Raw genomic sequence first — 17,751 nt, forward strand, 5'->3', positions numbered from 1 at the left:
GGGAACGCGTGGATGGATTCGTTTTGTTTGCATGTAGTTGCAGTGAACCATCCAGTAGGCGCTAGATAACGAAGCAGGGGTCACCACTCGGGGTCGGTATGGCTTCCCGACAGCGGTTGGCCACTCCCACGAAGTCGTCTGACGTGGTCGTTCGACCGTACGTACCGGCGGACAGAGAGCAGTTCCTCTCACTGTACGAGACGGTCTGGGGGCGTCGAAAGGGACGGGAGTGGTTCGACTGGCGCTTCTCGGCGAACCCTTATGGGGACGATATCCGGATGGTGATCGCCGAGGTGGACGGCGAGATGGTGGGTGCCGAGCCGTTGCTCCCGTTCCGTCTGCGCGTCGGCTCGCGGACGCTCGATGCCGACCAGCCGGTCGATTGGATCGTCCATCCGGACCACCAACGAAAGGGAATCTTTAGCCGGATGACGACCTTCCTCCTCGAACAGTACGACGACACCGATTTGCTGTTCAACTTCCCGAGCGATGCCCTCCGTCCCGGACTGGAGAAATTCGACTGGACCGTGGCCGGCGAGGTCTCGATGAGCCACCGGGTCCAGCGTCCGTCCAAACTCCTCTCGTGGACCGGAGCCGACGGTGCTCTCGCGGACGTGCTGTCGGCCCCCCTCGATATAGCCGCAAACGGGGGACTTGCGCTCCTCGACCGCATCACCACGCCACCGGGTGATGTGACGGTCGAACGGCACTCCGAGCTTCCCGTCGAGACCCTCGCCGAACTGTACGCGTCGGCGGTTCCCGAGCGGGTTCACATCCCCCGAGACGAAGCGTTCCTGGAGTGGCGCTTCGGGAACCCCTGCTGGGAGACGACGACCTACGTCGCTGTCCGAGATGGCACCCCCGTCGGGAGCATCGTGACCGCGACCGAGCAGTTGGGTTCCTGTACTCGAACGAACCTCCTCGATATCCAACCGATGGACGACTTCGGTCCCGGAGCGTCGTCCGACGCCTTCGAGGCGCTCGTCTCCGAGGTCATTGCCGACCACCGGAGCGTCGACGTGTTGAGAGCGCCGACGACAGCATCACCGGAACTGCTCCGTCGATACGGGTTCCTGTCCGACGCCGCGTTTCCGCTCTCCCGCGTGACCGCCCCTTCGACGCACGTCGTGCGTCCACTGGGAGGCCCCCAGCAAGGGGACCCGACCACCGACCGGGAGTTCGATATCGACGGGGTGGGGCTACTGGACGCCGAGAACTGGCTCCTACTGCCTGCGGACCTCGACATCGAGTAAGTCGAACGTGACGGACACCGACCCCATCGCTAACGTCGATTTGACGGGTAGCGACTACGTCATCAAACGGAGTCTGTTTCGAACCGAGTTCCGCGTCTACGACGATTCGGGGACCCTCGTGTTGAAGACGAGACGGAAGCGGTTCGAGATGAGAGAGACGTTCCCGCTTCTCGACTCATCGGGCCGGCCGGCGTACGACGTCGAAGCCGGGAGCGTCTTCGAGTTCGCCGGCGACTACACGCTCACGGAGGCCGGCACCGACGACGTCATCGCCGTCCTCGAAAGGGATTGTACCTCGTTCAAACACGTCTGGCGGGTCCGCTCGCCCGACGGCGACCTCTGGGCGGTCATCGAATCACAGCGCACGCTGTTGGACGCCGCACGGAACGTCGTCGAAGTCATCGGCTGGCGGCCACGCGAGTACACCATCACCGGCCCGAACGGCGAGGCGTTTGGTCGACTCGAAGGCCGCTTCTCGCTTTGGGATACCCATGACCTCCACGTCGGCGACTCCGGGGACGCACCGAAAGAGAGCCTCGTCGCCGCTGCCATCGCTATCGACGCCCTAGAGGGAAACTGACACCGCATTCCGGCCGGGCTATCCGACGCATAACTTTATTTCCAGTTGAGTTTCGGGCAGTATGAGCGGACATTCGCTCCTCGATTCGGTCCAGTCGTGGCTGTATCGACCGAGGCTGAAAGACATCGTTCGCCGGATCGGCATCGACGCCCACCTGAGAACGCTGTACGTGGCGCTGTACCGACTCCGATACGGAGAGGCGATTACCGTCGAAATCGGCCCCGCCACGGCGGACATCGGAATCGGAAGCGCCGCCGAATTGGACAACATCGTCAGCATCTCCGGGAAGGAACGCCCCGTAGCCAGAACCATCGTCGAGGAACTGAACGAAGACGAGGTGTTCTGGGACGTCGGCGCGAACGTCGGCACTTTCTCGTGTATCGCCGGTGACGTACTCGAGACAGGCACCGTCGTTGCCTTCGAACCGTACCCGCCGAACGTCGAGCAGTTGGAGCGAAACCTCCAGCGCAACGGCGTTCCATACGCCATAGAGCCCCGGGCACTGTCTGATACCGACGACGAACGGACGTTCTTCGTGATGGGAACCGAGGAAGCCGGAAGCAGGGAAGGCTCCATCGAGGACAGCTATGCGGCGGCCACCGACGCGGTCCGGACCATCACCGTCGAGACGACGACCGCCGACCGGGTGGTCGAAGCGGACATCTACCCACCGCCGAACGTCGTCAAGATAGACGTCGAAGGAGCCGCTCCAGCCGTGCTCGAGGGGATGGACGCTACCCTCGCCCGTCCGGAATGTCGACTGCTCGTCGTTGAACCGCACGACAACGAGGCCACCATCGAGACAGTGCTGGAAGACGCCGGCTTTCGGAGCCGGAGCCTCCGCGTCGATGGGTCGAACAGAATCGTCGCCGAACGAGCAGAGTAATATTACGCAACCACACCGCCGCAGTGTCCAACATTCGCTGTGCGCGTAAGGCAAACGTATCGTCAGTAAGGTCGACACCGTTCGCGGTACGCCGTGCCGACTTCGATGGGGGCAGAAAATAAGCGCGAACATACGTTTCGCCGGTGTTCCGGATTCTGGTTTATAACTAACTTCTCGGTTGCAGTACCCCTCGCATGGGACCGCAGCACCACCAACACGACCAGTACGCACAGACACCGACGACGGGTCGCGGAACCTACAGACGTGACGTGATGAAGCTCGTCGGCGCCGGAACCGCCCTTGGCGTCGTCGGGGGCGTCGGAGGCGTCGCTGCCGCAGACGAACACGAATCCGACGACGGCGAGGAAGACGACAGTGCGGTCGTCGGAAACACGGTCCACGTCGTTCGCACGCTCATCCGACCGTCGACGAACCCCGAGCGACCCGCGGACTTCTTCTATCAGCCGACAGGGCTCCACGTCGACCCCGGTGACGTGGTAAAGTTCGTCTTCGAGACGCCCGACCACACGGTCACGTCGTATCACCCCGCATTCGGGATGCAGCGTCGACTCCCCCTCGGCGTCCAGCCCATCTCGTCGCCGCTGCTCGGTTGGGACCCGAACTCGCTTCCGGACGACATCGTCATGCCACCGGCCGAGAACGGCGGCGAGGAGCAGAGCGACGGAGCCGACTCCGAGAACACCGAGGCGGACGACGAGAACGGCGAAGACGACGCCGGTGATGAAAACGGCACCGACGACGAGCGACACGGCCCACCCCAACCGAGTACGTGGCTCTACGCCTTCGAGACGCCGGGCGTCTACGACCTGGAGTGTGCCCCACACGAGGCGTTCGGGATGGCGATGCGCGTCGTCGTCGGCGAGGAAACCGAAACCGCCTTCGAAACGTCCGACGCTTCACAGTTGCCTCCACCGCGGGCCGGTCCGGTCGGCCTCGCCCGGCAGGTGCTGACGGACCCGAACCTCCAACCGGAGGCAATCGTCGAGCACGGCACCGTCGAGTGGATGGATCTTGAACTGAACACAACGTCGGAAAACGGTGAAAGCGAGGAGTGAGCCGGCCATCGCCGCTCAAAACGAGCTTTCGACCTCGACAGCGACCTCGTTTCGGCGCAGGAACGGGAGCGTCCACGGCGCGTCGTAACCCATGAAAAACGGCTCACCCGCGAGCGGAACGTTCGCCGCCTCGAGTTTATCGAGTAACGCCTCGGTCTCGCTGTCGATGCGTGCCTCGGTCGGCCGCCACGAAAACCGACGGACAGCTACGGTTCGCTCCGGGATTTCGAGAAGTTCGACGGAATCCTCGGTCGGCCGAGGCGCGCTCTCGATGTCGTACTCCGCCGGGAGATAAAACCGCATCCGACTGCCGTCCTCGCCACCGATTTCGACCGGTGCGGTCATCGAAATCGTCGCTCCGTTCGCGGACAGTTCGACCGGCGCAGTCATCTCAATTTCAGTCGTACCTGCGTTCTCCCCCGTGATGTACTTGAACAGCCGTCGGAATGCGGCCGGCCGCGAATCCGCGACCGTTTCGACGACGACCGACTCCGGATACCGCCGCAGTTCCACGTCGTCGAGGCGCGCGACGACGGTGTAGGGAACCGTCTCCGTGGCGGCGCGCTGATAGAGCTTCGCCGCCCCGAACCCAGCGATGACACCACCGACGACCCCGAGGGCGATTGTGCGCTTCCGAACCATGTTGGATGTACGGTGACGGACACAATAAGCCTACTCGGCAGTGTGTTCTCCGGTGGGAAGCATCTACAGGAACTCTGGTAACCGCACTTCGCTGCATACGAGAACGGTTCAGTTCGGGCCTCCGCGAGATTGACTAGTTGAACCTACTGAAAAACGAAGCTAATCGTACATGCCGTACTGTGGACCTCTCGTTTACATCAAGCGGTCGAACAGCCTCGTCGCCTTGCTCTCGACTTTTTCGCTGATATCGTTGATACGGGTCGCGTTCGAGAACGCCAACAGCGTCGGTGGCCACAGACCGATGAACAAGCCGTGTTCTTTGTTTCCACGCACGTAGAACTGGTACCACGACAGCAGTACGGACCCAACCGCCGCTAAGATTATTGGATCGTAGCCTGTTCGCTTCCCGATCTCTTTGGCCGCTCCTTTCTCTCTCTGTTTCTCCATCAACGGCCCGTTGGGTTCGTCCGTGTATTGTTATATGGTACTGACTTCCACAACCCGCTGGACCTCGTTTTTAATTCGTTCTTTCCGCCGAGGGCGACTACCCATCTGTGATTCCCTCTGCTAGATATCGACGTTCTGACTTTTTAGGTAGGGGTTTTTATCGTTGACTTCGCTATCTCCCCTCGACCAGCAAATGTACCGCCCAGTTGTCGAAGCTTACCAGCAGCTCGCCGATGCACGCCCACTCGTCCGGCCGACGTACAATCAGCTTGAGGTCGTGTTACTTCCACCGTACGGCGATCCTGAGGTCCACATCCCGGGCGAAGTCGGAACGTACGTCGCCGGCGGAGTGCTCATCAACTCCATCGCCGAACTGTGTTATAACGATTGAAGACGGCGATTCCGAGAATCACACCCGTTCGCTCGTACACTCGGCCTACCTCTTTCTCGCTATTTTTCTCATCTCCCGAACCTCCAAAAATAAAATAAATCTGATATTTATTCGAACCAGATGACCTCCGGTGAGTTCGAAAACCGGAGACGATACGACGCTGCGGTCATTTGGTGGGTTCGTAGGGATTGCTCCCGAGAGTCAAACCGAAACAGTTTCTCTTGGCCGTCTTCCCAGAGGCGACCAATCAGACCGGGGGCGATTACTTCGAGGGAGGACCGCCCGTCGGGGCACGTTCGGTATCGCGACCTCCCTCAACGTCGGATGTCGAAATCTCGGATTTGCTGGAACGTGGTACGAAGACGTGGCGGGAGGTTCGGGGTGTTCGGGACGGTGTACTGGTTAGGAGCGGTCTCGGCGTCGCGGAGGGATTACGTCCTCGAACCCCCGGCGTCGCTGTCGGTCCCCTCCGCTGCCTTCTCGCCAGCATCCTCCGTCCGCTCCGCTGCCTTCTCGCCGGCCTCTTGGACCGCCTCGCCGGCCCGCTCTGAGCCGTCCTCGATCCGTTTGGAGGCGGTCTCGCTTCCCTCTTCGATCGCCTCTGCGGCCTGGTGGGTCCGGTTGGCCGTCTTTTCTTTCACACTCTCGATAAGGTCGTCCGGCCGCTGGGAGTTCTGGACCCAGTAGGCGAAGCCGACCGCACCCGCGCCCAACAGCAGGAGTCTTTTCAGTCCGATCCCTTTCGACCGTCTCGCGGGCCTGATTTCGATGACCTTGTCGTTCGCCGAGAGGGCATCGACTATCGCTTCCGTTATCTGATCGTCCATACTGGAGTTGCGCTCCCCAAACCTGTCTTTGAGTGACGGGCGTTTCATTGTAATCGAGTGGCGCTACGTCCGGTTGCGTTCGAGCACAGCCTCGTCACCTGGAACCGTGATCCGGATAACGGTACGCTCGTAATCTGGTCTCCCATCGACCACACGTTGCCCACATTCGACTATTGTTATGTCCCGCTGAATCGGCCTGCCAGCGAACGCGCGTCCGTAACCCTGTCTTACTGGCGGCGAACACCGCCGCTTGCTGTGGGTTGTGGCCGAGAAGGAGGGGCGTGGCTGACACTTGAGAGTACGGACTCAAGCGTCCGCTCCGTTCGCGGGGACGGGACAACTCGATTTTCAGTCGAATGCTCTCTCGGTCGCCCCCCTAGATGGGGACATCGGATCCTGTCCCGAGGCACGGGCGAGTACAAGGGTACGGAGCACGAAGGGAAGGGTATGGGACTGACAGAGAACCTTGACGAACGTAACCGGCTTCCTCGAAAACTCATCGCCGTCGGCCTGGCAGTATTCGCCCTCTGGTCGTTCCGGAGAGGCAAGCGACCGCGCGGTGTGCTGGCGGGGGTTGGTGCTGTTGCGCTCGGCTACAGCGCGTCGACCGAATCCGATGACGTGGTGGAGCAGCTCTCGGAGAGTCTCGGGACCGAACCAACGAGCGAGGCCGATAAACTGTACTGTGCAATCTGCGAGGAACCCATCGTCACGGGACAAGGCCGGAGGCCGAACGAAAACGACGAGACCGTCCACGAGGCCTGTCTCGAGGCGCTCGCGTGATGGTCTGAGGCCGCTTCCGGTCCCTCCACACTATCCGTCGAGAGTGCTAACTACAGAGCGGTCTTGCCACCTGACTCGTACACTTCTGAAGAACGAGTCCGACCGATCCTTTTGGCTGCCCGGTCGTTTCGCTCACAGGAAAGCGACAATTCAACGTCAGATGAGGGAAAGGCGAGGTGAGGCCCGCACAGTCGGCGTTCCTATCGTCCAAAGCTATTTGCGCGGACGCGGCGAACATGGTTGGCATGAACGGCATCCACGACATGGGCGGGATGCACGGATTCGGGGCCGTCCCCGTCGACGACGACGCCCAGTTCCACGCGGACTGGGAACGGGTCGTCTTCGCACTAGTGCGCACAATAAGACCGCAGGGCATCTATAACATCGACGAGAGTCGCCACGGAATCGAGCGGATGGATCCGGCGGACTACCTCGCGGCATCGTACTTCGAACGCTGGCTGGCGAGCCTCGAGCGGAACCTCGTGGAGAAGGGCCACCTCACCGTGGACGAGATCGAGGCTGCCTACCAGCGAGCACGTGACCTCGAGGACCCCGCGGAACTGGTTCCCCAGCGACGGGATCCCGACCTTGCAGAGCGAGTGAGAGCGGCGTTCGAGCGGCCAGCATCGTTCAATCGGCCGAACGACAAGCCCCAGTTCGCTGAAGGAGACGCGGTTCGAGTTCGCAACAACCACCCCGAGGGCCACACTCGCTGTCCGCGCTACGTCCGGCGAACGGCCGGTGAAATCCGATCCGTCCACGGGAACCATGTCTTCCCCGACGCCAGCGCCCACGGCGAGGAACGGGACGAGCCGCTGTACACCGTCGCCTTCGACGCCGAGGATGTGTGGGGCCCCGATGCCGAAGATCCCGACGATACGATTCACGTCGATCTCTGGGAACCGTATCTGCGACCCGCGGAGGACGAACGATGACTGACGAACACGAGCACGATTCCGGACACGACCACGACGAAACGGCCGCCGATCCGCGTCCCCGCGTTCGAGCGATTCAATCGCTGCTCGTCGAGAAAGGAATCATCTCGACGGACGCGGTTGACGATGCGATAGCCGCCTACGAACGCGATATCGGCCCACAGAACGGAGCTCGGGTCGTCGCCCGGGCGTGGACCGATCCCGCCTTCGAGGAGCGACTCCTCGAGGACGCCCCCGCCGCGATCGACGAGTTCGATTTCGACGTCGGCATCCAGCATATCGACGTGAAGAAAAACACCGCCGATGTCCACAACGCCGTCGTCTGTACGCTGTGTTCGTGCTACCCGTGGTCGCTGCTCGGGTTGCCCCCGACGTGGTACAAGACGCCGTCCTATCGGTCCCGAATGGTCCGCGAGCCGCGAGCCGTCCTCGAGGAGTTCGGCCTCGGAATCGACGATGGAATCGACATCAATGTCTGGGATTCCAGCTCCGAAATCAGGTACATGGTCCTGCCGAGACGCCCCGAGGGGACGGACGGATACGACGAGGACGAACTCGCGAATCTCGTCACCCGCGACTCGATGATCGGCGTCGAACGGCTCGACCACGAGACGACGGACGCGGAATCGACAGCTGATGGTGGACACGCGGATCCCGACGGCGCCTTCGCGGACCTCCTCGGCGTCGACGCGGAGCCGACGTTCTCGGAGCCGTGGCAGGCACGCGCCTTCGGCGTAACTGTCACCCTGTACGACGGGGGCGACAGTTTCGACTGGTCGGCCTTCCAGCGGCGGTTGATCGAGGCGATCGAGGCGACACCCACCGACGCATACGCTACCGACGGCAACCGCGACACCGGGACCGACGCCGCGGCAACCGAACGCATCTACTACGACCAGTGGCATACGGCACTCGAACGGTTGCTCGTCTCTCATGCTATCCTCGACCCCGACGCAATCGACACTCGAGCAGCCGCGTTCGCGGCCGGCGATCGGACCGCCGAGGAGTTCATCGAGGGCGACCGAGCCCACTGACTGACCGGTATTTACGTTGGTCGCAGGGATGCCGCCTCCCGGATTGTGAACCGGAGGAAGACATACTCACTCGCTTCGCTCGTTGTGCGTGTCTTCTAGGGTTCAAATCGCGCTCAGGAGCATTTTCACTGCTCACTTCGTTCGCAGGAAAATGCCGCCTCCCGGATTTGAACCGGGGACAGCTCGATCTTCAGTCGAGTGCTCTCCCAGTCTGAGCTAAGGCGGCTTGCAGACGCAACGACGCCGACGCTATCAAAAAGGGTTTCGAAAGCCGGCGCGGCGATGAGACTGAATCGGGGGCTAGATGAGGAACACGTCTGCGGAGTCGAACGTTCGGCCACAGTCGCCGCATTCGTACTCCATCCCATCGATGGATTCCAGTCGTCCGCCACACTCCGGGCAGTCCGAACCGGCACGTCCTGACATACTACGAAGTGAGTCGTCGCCGCGCATAGGCTTTTCGCGGGTGAGGACCGCCGAAAAGTGGGCACGGATGGAATCGAACCATCTTCTCGTCCTTGTAAGGGACGCGTCATAGCCACTAGACCACGCGCCCGCACTCGGCCGAAACCGCCCCGTAGAGTTAACGCTTGCCTTCCGGGTCAACCGGTCATCGTCGGTGACGGAACGTTTAGGCACGTTCCGTCCCGAGGGAGTGGAAATGACGCGACACCGGACGTGGGCGCTCGTCGTGGTAGTCATCGCTGCGGCCCTCGGCGGCTGTGTCGGCCCGTTCGACGGCGGCGAGCAGTCGACGGCTGAACCGACGGCGACGGACGACCCGACGCCGACGGCCACGCCGGTCCACAGCAGTTACGAGCAGACGACGGTGACGGTACTGGACGGCGACAGCGACGCCGAACTGGGGGCCGTCGAGGCCGCCATCGCCGACAACGGGTCGCTCCAATACACCGGGTTGAGCAACACCGAGTCGCTGCCGGAGGACCGCGGGATGCTGTTCGTCTTCAGCGGCGAGCGGAACCTGACGTTCGTGATGCGGGAGATGGACTTCGCCATCGACATCGTCTACATCGATTCGAACGGGACGATAACGTCGATTCACCACGCGCCCGCACCGGGGCCCGAGGAGGACGGCAACGACCAGGAGTACTCCGGGCGCGGACAGTACGTCCTCGAGGTGAACCACCACTGGACGACCGACCGCGGCGTCGAAGTCGGCGATCAGGTCGCCTTCGAGTTGCCGGAGTAAGTGCGCCGGCACGCTTTTCGCCGGCCGGGCCGTCCGTCAGCGTGATGGACCGACGCCGTCTCGGCTACGCGCTCTCGGCGGTCGTAGTTCTCGCGTTGCTCGTCTACCTCGGCTTTGCGACAGGCGTGCTCGCCTCGCTTCTGGCCGGCTACGACGCCTCGAATCCCGGGGCATCCGGCTACGAGCACACTGACGTAACCGTCGTCGACGCCGACAGCGACGAGGAGTTGGGTCGAGTCGATGCCGCCGTCGCCGACACCTTCTCGAAGCGCTACGTCGGGTTGAGCGACACCGAATCGCTGGCCGACGACCAGGGGATGCTGTTCGTCCACGACGGCGTCGCCGAGCGGACCTACGTGATGCGGGAGATGGAGTTCGGTCTCGACATCGTGTTCGTCGATTCCGACGGGACGATTACCGAAATCCACGAGGCACCCGCCCCGGGACCCGACGAGAACGGCAACGAACAGCAGTACATCGGGACGGGGCAGTACGTCCTCGAAGTGAATCGAGGGTGGACCGACGACCGCGGCGTCGAGGTCGGTGACCGACTCGTCTTCGAGGTGTAGCGGCCCGTCCGGCCGATGTGCCAAGCGTTATACTGACTGAACAGTCAGTTCAGGTAATGGCGGAGAGTGCCATCGGGGCCGACGAGGACGACCCCTTCGAGGAGCAGCGGGAGAACGCGGAGAACCCGATGAGCAGGCTGTTCGCCGAGTACGGCCGGCCGAACGCGGTGCAGGTGACCGTCGGGATTCTCGCGAGCATCTTCGCGCGACTGCTCGATTTGCTGCCGCCCATCATGCTCGGCTTGGCCATCGATTCGGTGTTCGGCGAGCAGGCGTTTTCACTGTGGCTGGTGCCGGAAGCGTGGACGCCCACCGACGAGTGGACGCAGTTCTGGGTCGTCATCGGCATCATCGCCGGCGCCTTCGCGCTCGGGGCGGCCTTCCACTGGATACGCAACTGGGGGTTCAACTCCTTCGCACAGAACATCCAACACAGCATCCGGACAGACACCTACGACACGATGCAGCGGTTGAACATGGACTTCTTCGCCGACAAACAGACCGGCGAGTTGATGTCCATCCTCTCGAACGACGTCAACCGCCTCGAACGGTTCCTCAACGACGGCCTGAACTCGATGTTCCGGCTGTCGGTGATGGTGTTGGGCATCGGCGGTATCCTCCTGTACTACAACTGGCAGTTGGCGCTCATCGCGCTGCTTCCCGTGCCGCTCATCGCCGGCTTTACCTACCTGTTCATCCGCATCATCCAACCGAAGTACGCCCGCGTCCGCTCGTCAGTCGGAAAGGTCAACTCCCGACTGGAGAACAACCTCGGCGGCATTCAGGTCATCAAGTCCGCCAACACAGAACCCTACGAGTCCGACCGGGTCGACGACGTGTCGATGGAGTACTTCGACGCCAACTGGGACGCAATCGAGACCCGCATCAAGTTCTTCCCCGGCCTCCGACTGCTCGCGGGCATCGGCTTCGTCGTCACGTTCGTCGTCGGCGGGCTGTGGGTGTTCACCGGCACCGCTCCCGGCCCGCTCTCCGGCGACCTCTCGGTGGGAACGTTCGTCGTCTTCATCCTCTTCACCCAGCGGTTCATCTGGCCGATGGCGCAGTTCGGCCAGATAATCAACATGTATCAGCGGGCCTACGCCTCCTCCGAGCGCATCTTCGGACTGATGGACGAACCCGACCGCCTCGAAATCGACCCCGACGCCGAACCCCTCGAAGTCGAGTCGGGCCGCGTCGAGTACGACGAGGTGACCTTCGGCTACGACGAGGCGGAAGCCATCGTCGAGAACGTCGACTTCGAGGTTGAGGGCGGCGAAACGCTCGCGCTCGTCGGGCCCACGGGCGCCGGGAAATCGACGGTCCTGAAACTCCTCCTCCGACTGTACGACGTCGACGAGGGGGCGATACGCATCGACGGACAGGACATCCGGAACGTGACTCTGCCCTCGCTGCGGCAGCACATCGGCTACGTCGGACAGGACACGTTCCTCTTCTACGGCACCGTCCGGGAGAACATCACCTACGGCACCTTCGACGCCGACGAGGAGGCCGTCGTCGAGGCCGCCAAGGCCGCCGAGGCCCACGAGTTCATCACGAACCTTCCGGACGGCTACGACACGATGGTCGGCGAGCGCGGCGTCAAACTCTCCGGCGGCCAACGGCAGCGCATCTCCATCGCCCGGGCAGTCCTCAAAGACCCCGCCATCCTCGTGTTGGACGAGGCGACGAGCGACGTGGACACCGAAACCGAGATGCTCATCCAGCGGTCGCTGGACCGCCTCACTGCCGACCGGACCACCTTCGCCATCGCCCATCGCCTGTCGACCATCAAGGACGCCGACACCATCGTCGTCCTCGAAGACGGCGAAATCGTCGAGCGAGGCACCCACGAAGACCTCCTCGAGGAGGGAGGACTCTACGCCCACCTCTGGGGCGTCCAAGCCGGCGAGATAGACGAACTGCCCGAGGAGTTCATCGAACGTGCGGCGAAACGGCAGGCCCGCACCGACGCCGACGACGACTGACGAACCGGGGAGGTATTCAAGGGCGCGGAACCCCACCACGCGAGTATGCTCCGGTTGGCGGTCGCGACCGACGCCGAAACGCTCGAACGAATCCGCGACCCCCTCGCCGAACGCGACATCGAGGCGACGTACGTCCCGACGAGCGAGCGCGCCCAGCCGCTCTCCGACCCGCTCGCCGACGAGGCGTTCGACGCCGGGTTCGTCTTCCCATCGCGGCTGATGGAGGGCGGCGTCGCCGACGCCATGCTGGACGTGCCGTGGGTCAACGACCGGGAGGCCATCCTGCGGAGCCGGAACAAGGCCGGCACGCTCGCCCGTCTCGACCGCGCCGGCGTCCCCACACCCGAGTCGGTGTACGTCTCGAACCCCGCCAACGAGTCGGAACTCCGGGCGGCCTTCGAGCGGTTCGACCCACCGGTCGTCGTCAAGCCGAACTCGACGACCCGCGGCGTCGGCATCGCGAAGGCCGCCGACCTCGATTCGTTCTTCGGCGTGTGCGATTACCTATCGTTGGTCCACGACTACCGCGCGACCGGCGACCGCTCCTTTCTCGTTCAGGAGTACCTCCCCGACGCCCGCGACTACCGGGCGATGGTCGTCGACGGCGACTACGTCGGCGCCGTCGAGCGCCGCCTCCCCGAGGCCGAGCGAGCGGCGGGCCGCTGGAAACACAACGTCCACCGCGGCGCCGTCGCCGAGGGCGTCGAGTTGCCGAAAGCACACCGCAATCTCGCCGAAGACGCCGCAGAGGCGCTCGACATCGACTGGCTCGGCGTCGACATCCTCGTCTCGGACGACCGTGCGGTCGTCAACGAGACGAACGCCCGCCCGACGGTCGACGCCGAAACGAAGTACGAGACGGACTTCTACGACCGCCTCGCCGCCCTCATTCGTCGGACCGCACGTCGAGACCGGTGACGTACTGTTCGCTTCGATGCTCGAAGCGAGAGAAACGAAACCCGAGCGCCGAGGCGACTCAGTCGAGGTCGATGTTCGCGGAACTGCCGGTTCGGTCGAGCGTGATTTCGAGGATGCCGTTGTTGAACGTCGCCGACGCCGAGTGTTCGTCGACGCGGGCGGGGAGTTCGATGCGCTCCTCGTAGTCGCTCGTGTCCGTCGACGCCGAGATGGTGACGTGGCGGCCGTCACACTTGATGTCGATGTCCTCCTTTCGGACGCCGGGCATGTCCGCGACGACCCGGAGTTGGTCGTCGGTCTCGTAGATGGAGACGTGGGCATCGCTACCGAAACCGGCGTTGCCCGCCGCGCTCACGCCGCCCGTCATCTCCTCCATCATTCGCTCTATCTCGCTGAAGATGTCGTCGAAGGGGTCGTCGCGGTCGTCACGGCGCATACCCGTCGGTATGTGAGTGGCCATCAAAAGCCTTCTGTCGAGGGCAGAAATCGATATCCGGCGAGGACGGCAGTTAGAAACCGACGCCCATCGTCTCGTTCGTGCGCTGGATGGACTCTTCGGCGTCGGCAGTTCCCAGCACGGCGCGGATGGCGTCGACGTTCTCCGGCACCACGTCGGATTCCTGGTGAATCGCCTGGAACAGATACAGGTCGTCACCTTCGACGCTTATCGACTCCGACCAGATGCAGTTCTCCCAGATGTCCGCGCGGGGGCGGCCGCGGTCCATCGCGTACTCCTTCAGTTTGCCCGCGCCGTCGATGTCGTAGGATTCGGGGACGAGGAAGGTTCGGGACTGGGCGTCGAGCAACTCGCGGACGGCCTCGGCGTCGGGGGCGTCCTCCAGCGTGACGTTGACCGAGTGAGTGTGCATCAGCGTGGCGGGCACCTTCAGTCCGAGCGTGTCGATAGCGAGGTCCGGGAAGATGGTGTTCACGTCGGGGCCGTGATGAGAGGGGAGACTCACCGGGTTCGGCAGGATGTCGTTGATTGGGCCACGGCCCGTCTGGGCGGGGTCGCCGCCGCGTCGGACCAGGGTGACGCGGGCCTTCTCGACGCCGTACTCCTCCTGTAGCGGCGCGAGTAGCCGCGAGAGACCGGTCGTGTTACAGGAGACGACGCGGACGTGGTCGGCGTCGGCGGCCTCCGCGAAGTTGCTCCGGGCGTTGAACGAGACGTCGACGAGGTCGGCGTCCTCGCCGCCCTGATACAGCGCGGGCGTGTCGTACTCCTCGTACAGCGACTTGTTCTCGGCGCCGATGCCGGATGGACAGGCGTCGACGACGATGTCGGCGGCTTCGACCAGTTCCTCGACGGTGCCGGCCAACTCGATGCCGGCTTCCTCGAACAGGTGAACGCGGTCCTCGATGGCGGCGTACAGCGGGTAGTCGTTCTCGACGGCGAGTTCCGCCTCGTGGTTCGGGCGGGTCTTGGCGACGCCGATCAACTCCATGTCGGGTTGGAGCGCGACGGCGTCGGCAACGCGTTTGCCGATGGTTCCGTAGCCGTTGACCGCGACCTGAATGCTCATACCCCCGGATCGTGTGCCGACGGGAATAACCGTTTCTCTCCACGACGCAGGAGGGCAGCGGGCGAAGCGTTAACACGGCGGAGTCTGTGGGTTGCGTATGCATCCCACGATAGCAGACACGCTGGAACTCACCGCCGAAAAGTACCCCGACAAAGAGGCGCTGGTGTATCCGCGACGCGACCGCCGCTACACGTTTGCGGAACTCGACGAGCGTGCCGACCGGTTGGCGAACGCCCTGGCGGACCTCGGCGTCGAGAAAGGCGACCGCGTCTCGACGATGCTGTACAACGGCTCGGAAATCGTCTGTACGGTGTTCGCGTGTGGAAAACTCGGTGCGGTGTTCAACCCCCTGAACTACCGCCTGCCGGCCGGCGAGGTCGAGTTCATCTGCAACGACGCCGAATCGAGCGTCCTCATCTACGAGGACGACACCCGCGAAGCGGTCGAAGGTGCCCGCGAGAACCTCGAAACCGTCGAGGAGTACGTCTTCATCGAAGAGGACGCTCCCGACGACACCCACGACTTCGACACCATCATCGAGGCAGCTCCGGCGGAGACGCCCGACACCGTCGTCTCCGAGGACGACGTGTACGCCTTCATTTACACCTCGGGGACGACGGGCCGGCCGAAGGGCGTCGTCCACGAACACCGCGACATGGTCGAACACAACCTCATCTGCGTCGCGGAGGGCGGCCTCCGGAAGGACGACGTGGGGCTGTCGGCGCTGCCGCTGTATCACTGCGCGGAGTTACACGCCGCCCTGTTCCCCAGGATTCAGGTGGGGGCAAAAAGCGTCGTCCACCACGAGTTCGACCCCGTGGCGGTGCTTCAGGACATCGAGAAACACGACGTGTCCGTGATGTTCGCCGCACCGACGGCGTGGAACGGACTGGCCCACGCCGCCGAGGAAGTCGACGCCGACACCTCCTCGCTCCGACTCGGCCTCTACGGCGCCTCGCCGATGCCGAAGGAGGTACTCGACGCCTGCATGGAGCAGTTCTGTGACGACTACCTCCAGGCCTACGGCATGACCGAAATCGGCCCCTGTGGAACGTTCCAACACCCCGACGAGCAGATACCGAAACAGGGGTCGGCCGGGAAACCCGCGCTGAACCACGACGTCCGGGTCGTCGAACCCGACGGCGCGCCCGACGAGGAGGTCGACCAGGGCGACATCGGCGAGATACTGTTCGCCGGGCCGTGTACGATGCGGGAGTACTGGAACCGCCCGGAGGCGACCGCCGAATCCCTCCGAGAGGAGGGGGGCGTCGAGTGGTACTACTCCGGTGATCTCGGGTATTTCGACGACGACGGCTACCTCTACGTCGTCGACCGGAAGGACGACATGATAATCACCGGCGGCGAGAACGTCTACCCGACCGAAGTCGAGGACGTCCTGTTCTCTCATCCCGACGTAATCGAAGCGGCGGTCGTCGGCGAACCGCATCCGGAGTGGGGGGAACGCGTCGTCGCGTACGTCGTCGGCGACACCGACGCCGACACCTTGGAGTCGTTCGTCCTCGACAGCGACGACCTCGCGGATTTCAAACGGCCGCGTGCGTATCACTTCGTCGAGGAACTGCCGAAGAATCCCAGCGGGAAAGTCCAGAAGTTCAAACTCCGCGAGGAGTAGTCCGCGAAGCCAATCCTTTTCGTCGTCTCGGTCGCAGGTCCGGACATGAGCGATTCGGACGTACTCGACATCGAAGACCCCGAAGCCGTCGCCGCGGCGGCCGAAACCGCCGTCCAGCAGTGTCTCGCCGTCGAATCCGACGAGAGTTGCGTCGTCGTCACCGACGACAAACGCCAGCCCATCGGCGAGGCGCTGTACGACGCCGCCCTCGAAGCCACCGACGACGCCGTCATCGTCCGGTATCCGCCGGGGCCACAGCACGGCGCCGAGCCACCGGAACCGGTCGCCGGTGCCTTGGCCTCGGCCGACGCCTTCCTCGCGCCGACGACGAAGAGCCTCAGCCACACCCGCGCGCGCTCGGACGCGACCGACGGCGGCGCCCGCGGGGCGACGCTGCCGGGCATCACCGAGGAGGTGTTCACGACGGGACTGGACGCCGACTACGACGCCATCGCCGCCGAGTGCGAAGCGATGCTCGAGAACGTCGACGGCGCCGAGGAAATCCGTGTCACCTCCCCGCAGGGCACCGACATCACCTTCGAGTTGGGCGACCGCGTCTGGAACGACGACACTGGCATCGTCCACGAACCGGGCGACTTCTCGAACCTCCCGGCCGGCGAGGTGTTCATCAGCCCCGAATCCGCCGACGGCACCTACGTCGTCGACGGCACCATCCGACCCCACGGTCTGCTCGACGAGGGACAGACGGTCACCTTCGAGGTCGAAGACGGCTACGTCACCTCGATTGGCGACGACGCCATCCGCGCCGAGGTCGAGGAGGCCGCCGAGCAGGTGGGACAGAACGCCTACAACATGGCCGAACTCGGCATCGGAACGAACATCGGCGTCACCGACCTCGTCGGCAGCGTCCTGCTCGACGAGAAGGCCGGCGGGACCGTCCACATCGCCCTGGGCGACGACGCGGGCATCGGCGGCGACAACGACGCGCCCATCCACCTCGACGGCATTCTGCGAGAGCCGACGGTGTACGTGGATGGGGAGGAAGTGGAACTTCCTCAGGTCGAGCGGTGAAACCGCGAGACGGGGAGGAAATCG

At 63.6% G+C, this 17,751-nt stretch carries 20 protein-coding genes and 2 tRNA genes; 14 read left to right on the top strand and 8 right to left on the bottom strand.

The genetic code is table 11. The features are described from left to right. Positions 1–98 precede the first annotated feature (98 nt). The 4 genes from HWX69_RS00580 to HWX69_RS00595 all read left to right on the top strand — a co-directional run bounded on the left by HWX69_RS00580 (position 99) and on the right by HWX69_RS00595 (position 3,795). Entirely contained in the window at positions 99–1,253 is a 1,155-nt protein-coding gene (locus tag HWX69_RS00580; RefSeq protein WP_178915137.1) for a GNAT family N-acetyltransferase, read from the top strand. 7 nt (positions 1,254–1,260) lie between these two features. Continuing rightward, positions 1,261–1,833 (top strand): LURP-one-related/scramblase family protein, encoded by a 573-nt coding sequence (locus HWX69_RS00585; RefSeq protein WP_178915138.1) that lies wholly within the window; start codon positions 1,261–1,263, stop codon positions 1,831–1,833. A 61-nt stretch (positions 1,834–1,894) separates the two neighbouring features. Then, the gene (locus HWX69_RS00590) at positions 1,895–2,719 is read left to right on the top strand and encodes an FkbM family methyltransferase (protein WP_178915139.1); all 825 of its coding nucleotides are present in this window, start codon (positions 1,895–1,897) and stop codon (positions 2,717–2,719) included. 194 nt (positions 2,720–2,913) lie between these two features. Next, positions 2,914–3,795 (top strand): cupredoxin domain-containing protein, encoded by an 882-nt coding sequence (locus HWX69_RS00595; RefSeq protein WP_178915140.1) that lies wholly within the window; start codon positions 2,914–2,916, stop codon positions 3,793–3,795. A gap of 15 nt (positions 3,796–3,810) precedes the next feature. Here the strand turns inward: HWX69_RS00595 and HWX69_RS00600 are convergent, their stop codons facing one another. Together HWX69_RS00600 and HWX69_RS00605 are read right to left on the bottom strand one after the other, a co-directional pair. Beyond that, positions 3,811–4,437 carry an SOUL family heme-binding protein gene (locus tag HWX69_RS00600; RefSeq protein WP_178915141.1) on the bottom strand — a complete coding sequence of 209 codons (627 nt, stop codon included), beginning with the start codon at positions 4,435–4,437 and terminating at the stop codon, positions 3,811–3,813. 192 nt (positions 4,438–4,629) lie between these two features. Beyond that, positions 4,630–4,884 carry a hypothetical protein gene (locus tag HWX69_RS00605; RefSeq protein WP_178915032.1) on the bottom strand — a complete coding sequence of 85 codons (255 nt, stop codon included), beginning with the start codon at positions 4,882–4,884 and terminating at the stop codon, positions 4,630–4,632. 193 nt (positions 4,885–5,077) lie between these two features. Here HWX69_RS00605 and HWX69_RS00610 point away from each other — a divergent pair, with 193 nt between their 5' ends. Next, positions 5,078–5,275, top strand: coding sequence for a hypothetical protein (locus HWX69_RS00610; protein WP_178915142.1), 198 nt, complete (start codon positions 5,078–5,080; stop codon positions 5,273–5,275). Between the two features lie 431 nt (positions 5,276–5,706). On the opposite strand, the gene HWX69_RS00615 is transcribed toward HWX69_RS00610, so the two are convergent. Continuing rightward, positions 5,707–6,102, bottom strand: coding sequence for a hypothetical protein (locus HWX69_RS00615; RefSeq protein WP_178915143.1), 396 nt, complete (start codon positions 6,100–6,102; stop codon positions 5,707–5,709). Between the two features lie 447 nt (positions 6,103–6,549). Between HWX69_RS00615 and HWX69_RS00620 the strand changes: the two genes are divergently transcribed. From HWX69_RS00620 to nthA, 3 genes are all read left to right on the top strand, one after another. Further along, a complete protein-coding gene (locus HWX69_RS00620; RefSeq protein WP_178915144.1) occupies positions 6,550–6,885 on the top strand; it encodes a DUF2892 domain-containing protein in 336 nt (111 codons plus the stop codon). Between the two features lie 245 nt (positions 6,886–7,130). Then, positions 7,131–7,820 carry a nitrile hydratase subunit beta gene (nthB, locus tag HWX69_RS00625; protein WP_178915145.1) on the top strand — a complete coding sequence of 230 codons (690 nt, stop codon included), beginning with the start codon at positions 7,131–7,133 and terminating at the stop codon, positions 7,818–7,820. Continuing rightward, complete coding sequence (gene nthA, locus HWX69_RS00630; protein ID WP_178915146.1) at positions 7,817–8,854, top strand: nitrile hydratase subunit alpha; 1,038 nt, start codon at positions 7,817–7,819, stop codon at positions 8,852–8,854. The genes nthB and nthA overlap by 4 nt, the downstream gene beginning before the upstream one ends. A 152-nt stretch (positions 8,855–9,006) precedes the next feature. Here nthA and HWX69_RS00635 read toward each other — a convergent pair. The 3 genes from HWX69_RS00635 to HWX69_RS00640 all read right to left on the bottom strand — a co-directional run bounded on the left by HWX69_RS00635 (position 9,007) and on the right by HWX69_RS00640 (position 9,410). Beyond that, positions 9,007–9,080, bottom strand: a tRNA-Phe gene (locus tag HWX69_RS00635). A 74-nt stretch (positions 9,081–9,154) separates the two neighbouring features. Further along, entirely contained in the window at positions 9,155–9,280 is a 126-nt protein-coding gene (locus HWX69_RS18240) for a hypothetical protein (RefSeq protein WP_255453959.1), read from the bottom strand. A 58-nt stretch (positions 9,281–9,338) separates the two neighbouring features. Continuing rightward, positions 9,339–9,410: transfer RNA gene (locus HWX69_RS00640), tRNA-Val, on the bottom strand. 105 nt (positions 9,411–9,515) lie between these two features. On the opposite strand from HWX69_RS00640, the gene HWX69_RS00645 reads away from it, so the two are divergent. The 4 genes from HWX69_RS00645 to HWX69_RS00660 are packed head-to-tail and all read left to right on the top strand — an operon-like array spanning position 9,516 to position 13,536. After that, entirely contained in the window at positions 9,516–10,064 is a 549-nt protein-coding gene (locus HWX69_RS00645; protein ID WP_178915147.1) for a DUF192 domain-containing protein, read from the top strand. A gap of 44 nt (positions 10,065–10,108) precedes the next feature. After that, positions 10,109–10,633, top strand: a complete 525-nt coding sequence (locus HWX69_RS00650) for a DUF192 domain-containing protein (protein ID WP_178915148.1) — start codon at positions 10,109–10,111, stop codon at positions 10,631–10,633. Positions 10,634–10,689: 56 nt separating this feature from the next. Beyond that, positions 10,690–12,618 carry an ABC transporter ATP-binding protein gene (locus tag HWX69_RS00655; protein ID WP_178915149.1) on the top strand — a complete coding sequence of 643 codons (1,929 nt, stop codon included), beginning with the start codon at positions 10,690–10,692 and terminating at the stop codon, positions 12,616–12,618. A gap of 45 nt (positions 12,619–12,663) precedes the next feature. Then, positions 12,664–13,536, top strand: coding sequence for an ATP-grasp domain-containing protein (locus HWX69_RS00660; RefSeq protein WP_178915150.1), 873 nt, complete (start codon positions 12,664–12,666; stop codon positions 13,534–13,536). Between the two features lie 58 nt (positions 13,537–13,594). Here HWX69_RS00660 and HWX69_RS00665 read toward each other — a convergent pair whose 3' ends face one another. Continuing rightward, a complete protein-coding gene (locus HWX69_RS00665; RefSeq protein WP_178915151.1) occupies positions 13,595–13,972 on the bottom strand; it encodes an Hsp20/alpha crystallin family protein in 378 nt (125 codons plus the stop codon). Positions 13,973–14,045: 73 nt separating this feature from the next. Then, entirely contained in the window at positions 14,046–15,062 is a 1,017-nt protein-coding gene (locus HWX69_RS00670) for a type II glyceraldehyde-3-phosphate dehydrogenase (protein ID WP_178915152.1), read from the bottom strand. A 91-nt stretch (positions 15,063–15,153) separates the two neighbouring features. Here HWX69_RS00670 and HWX69_RS00675 point away from each other — a divergent pair, with 91 nt between their 5' ends. Both HWX69_RS00675 and HWX69_RS00680 read left to right on the top strand, forming a co-directional pair. Beyond that, on the top strand, positions 15,154–16,695 hold the full coding sequence (locus tag HWX69_RS00675) for a long-chain-fatty-acid--CoA ligase (RefSeq protein ID WP_178915153.1): 1,542 nt from the start codon (positions 15,154–15,156) through the stop codon (positions 16,693–16,695). A 45-nt stretch (positions 16,696–16,740) separates the two neighbouring features. Next, positions 16,741–17,727 (top strand): aminopeptidase, encoded by a 987-nt coding sequence (locus tag HWX69_RS00680; protein ID WP_178915154.1) that lies wholly within the window; start codon positions 16,741–16,743, stop codon positions 17,725–17,727. Positions 17,728–17,751: the final 24 nt, after the last annotated feature.

This window comes from Natronomonas gomsonensis (assembly GCF_013391635.1).
Classification (GTDB): Archaea; Halobacteriota; Halobacteria; order Halobacteriales; family Haloarculaceae; genus Natronomonas; species Natronomonas gomsonensis_A.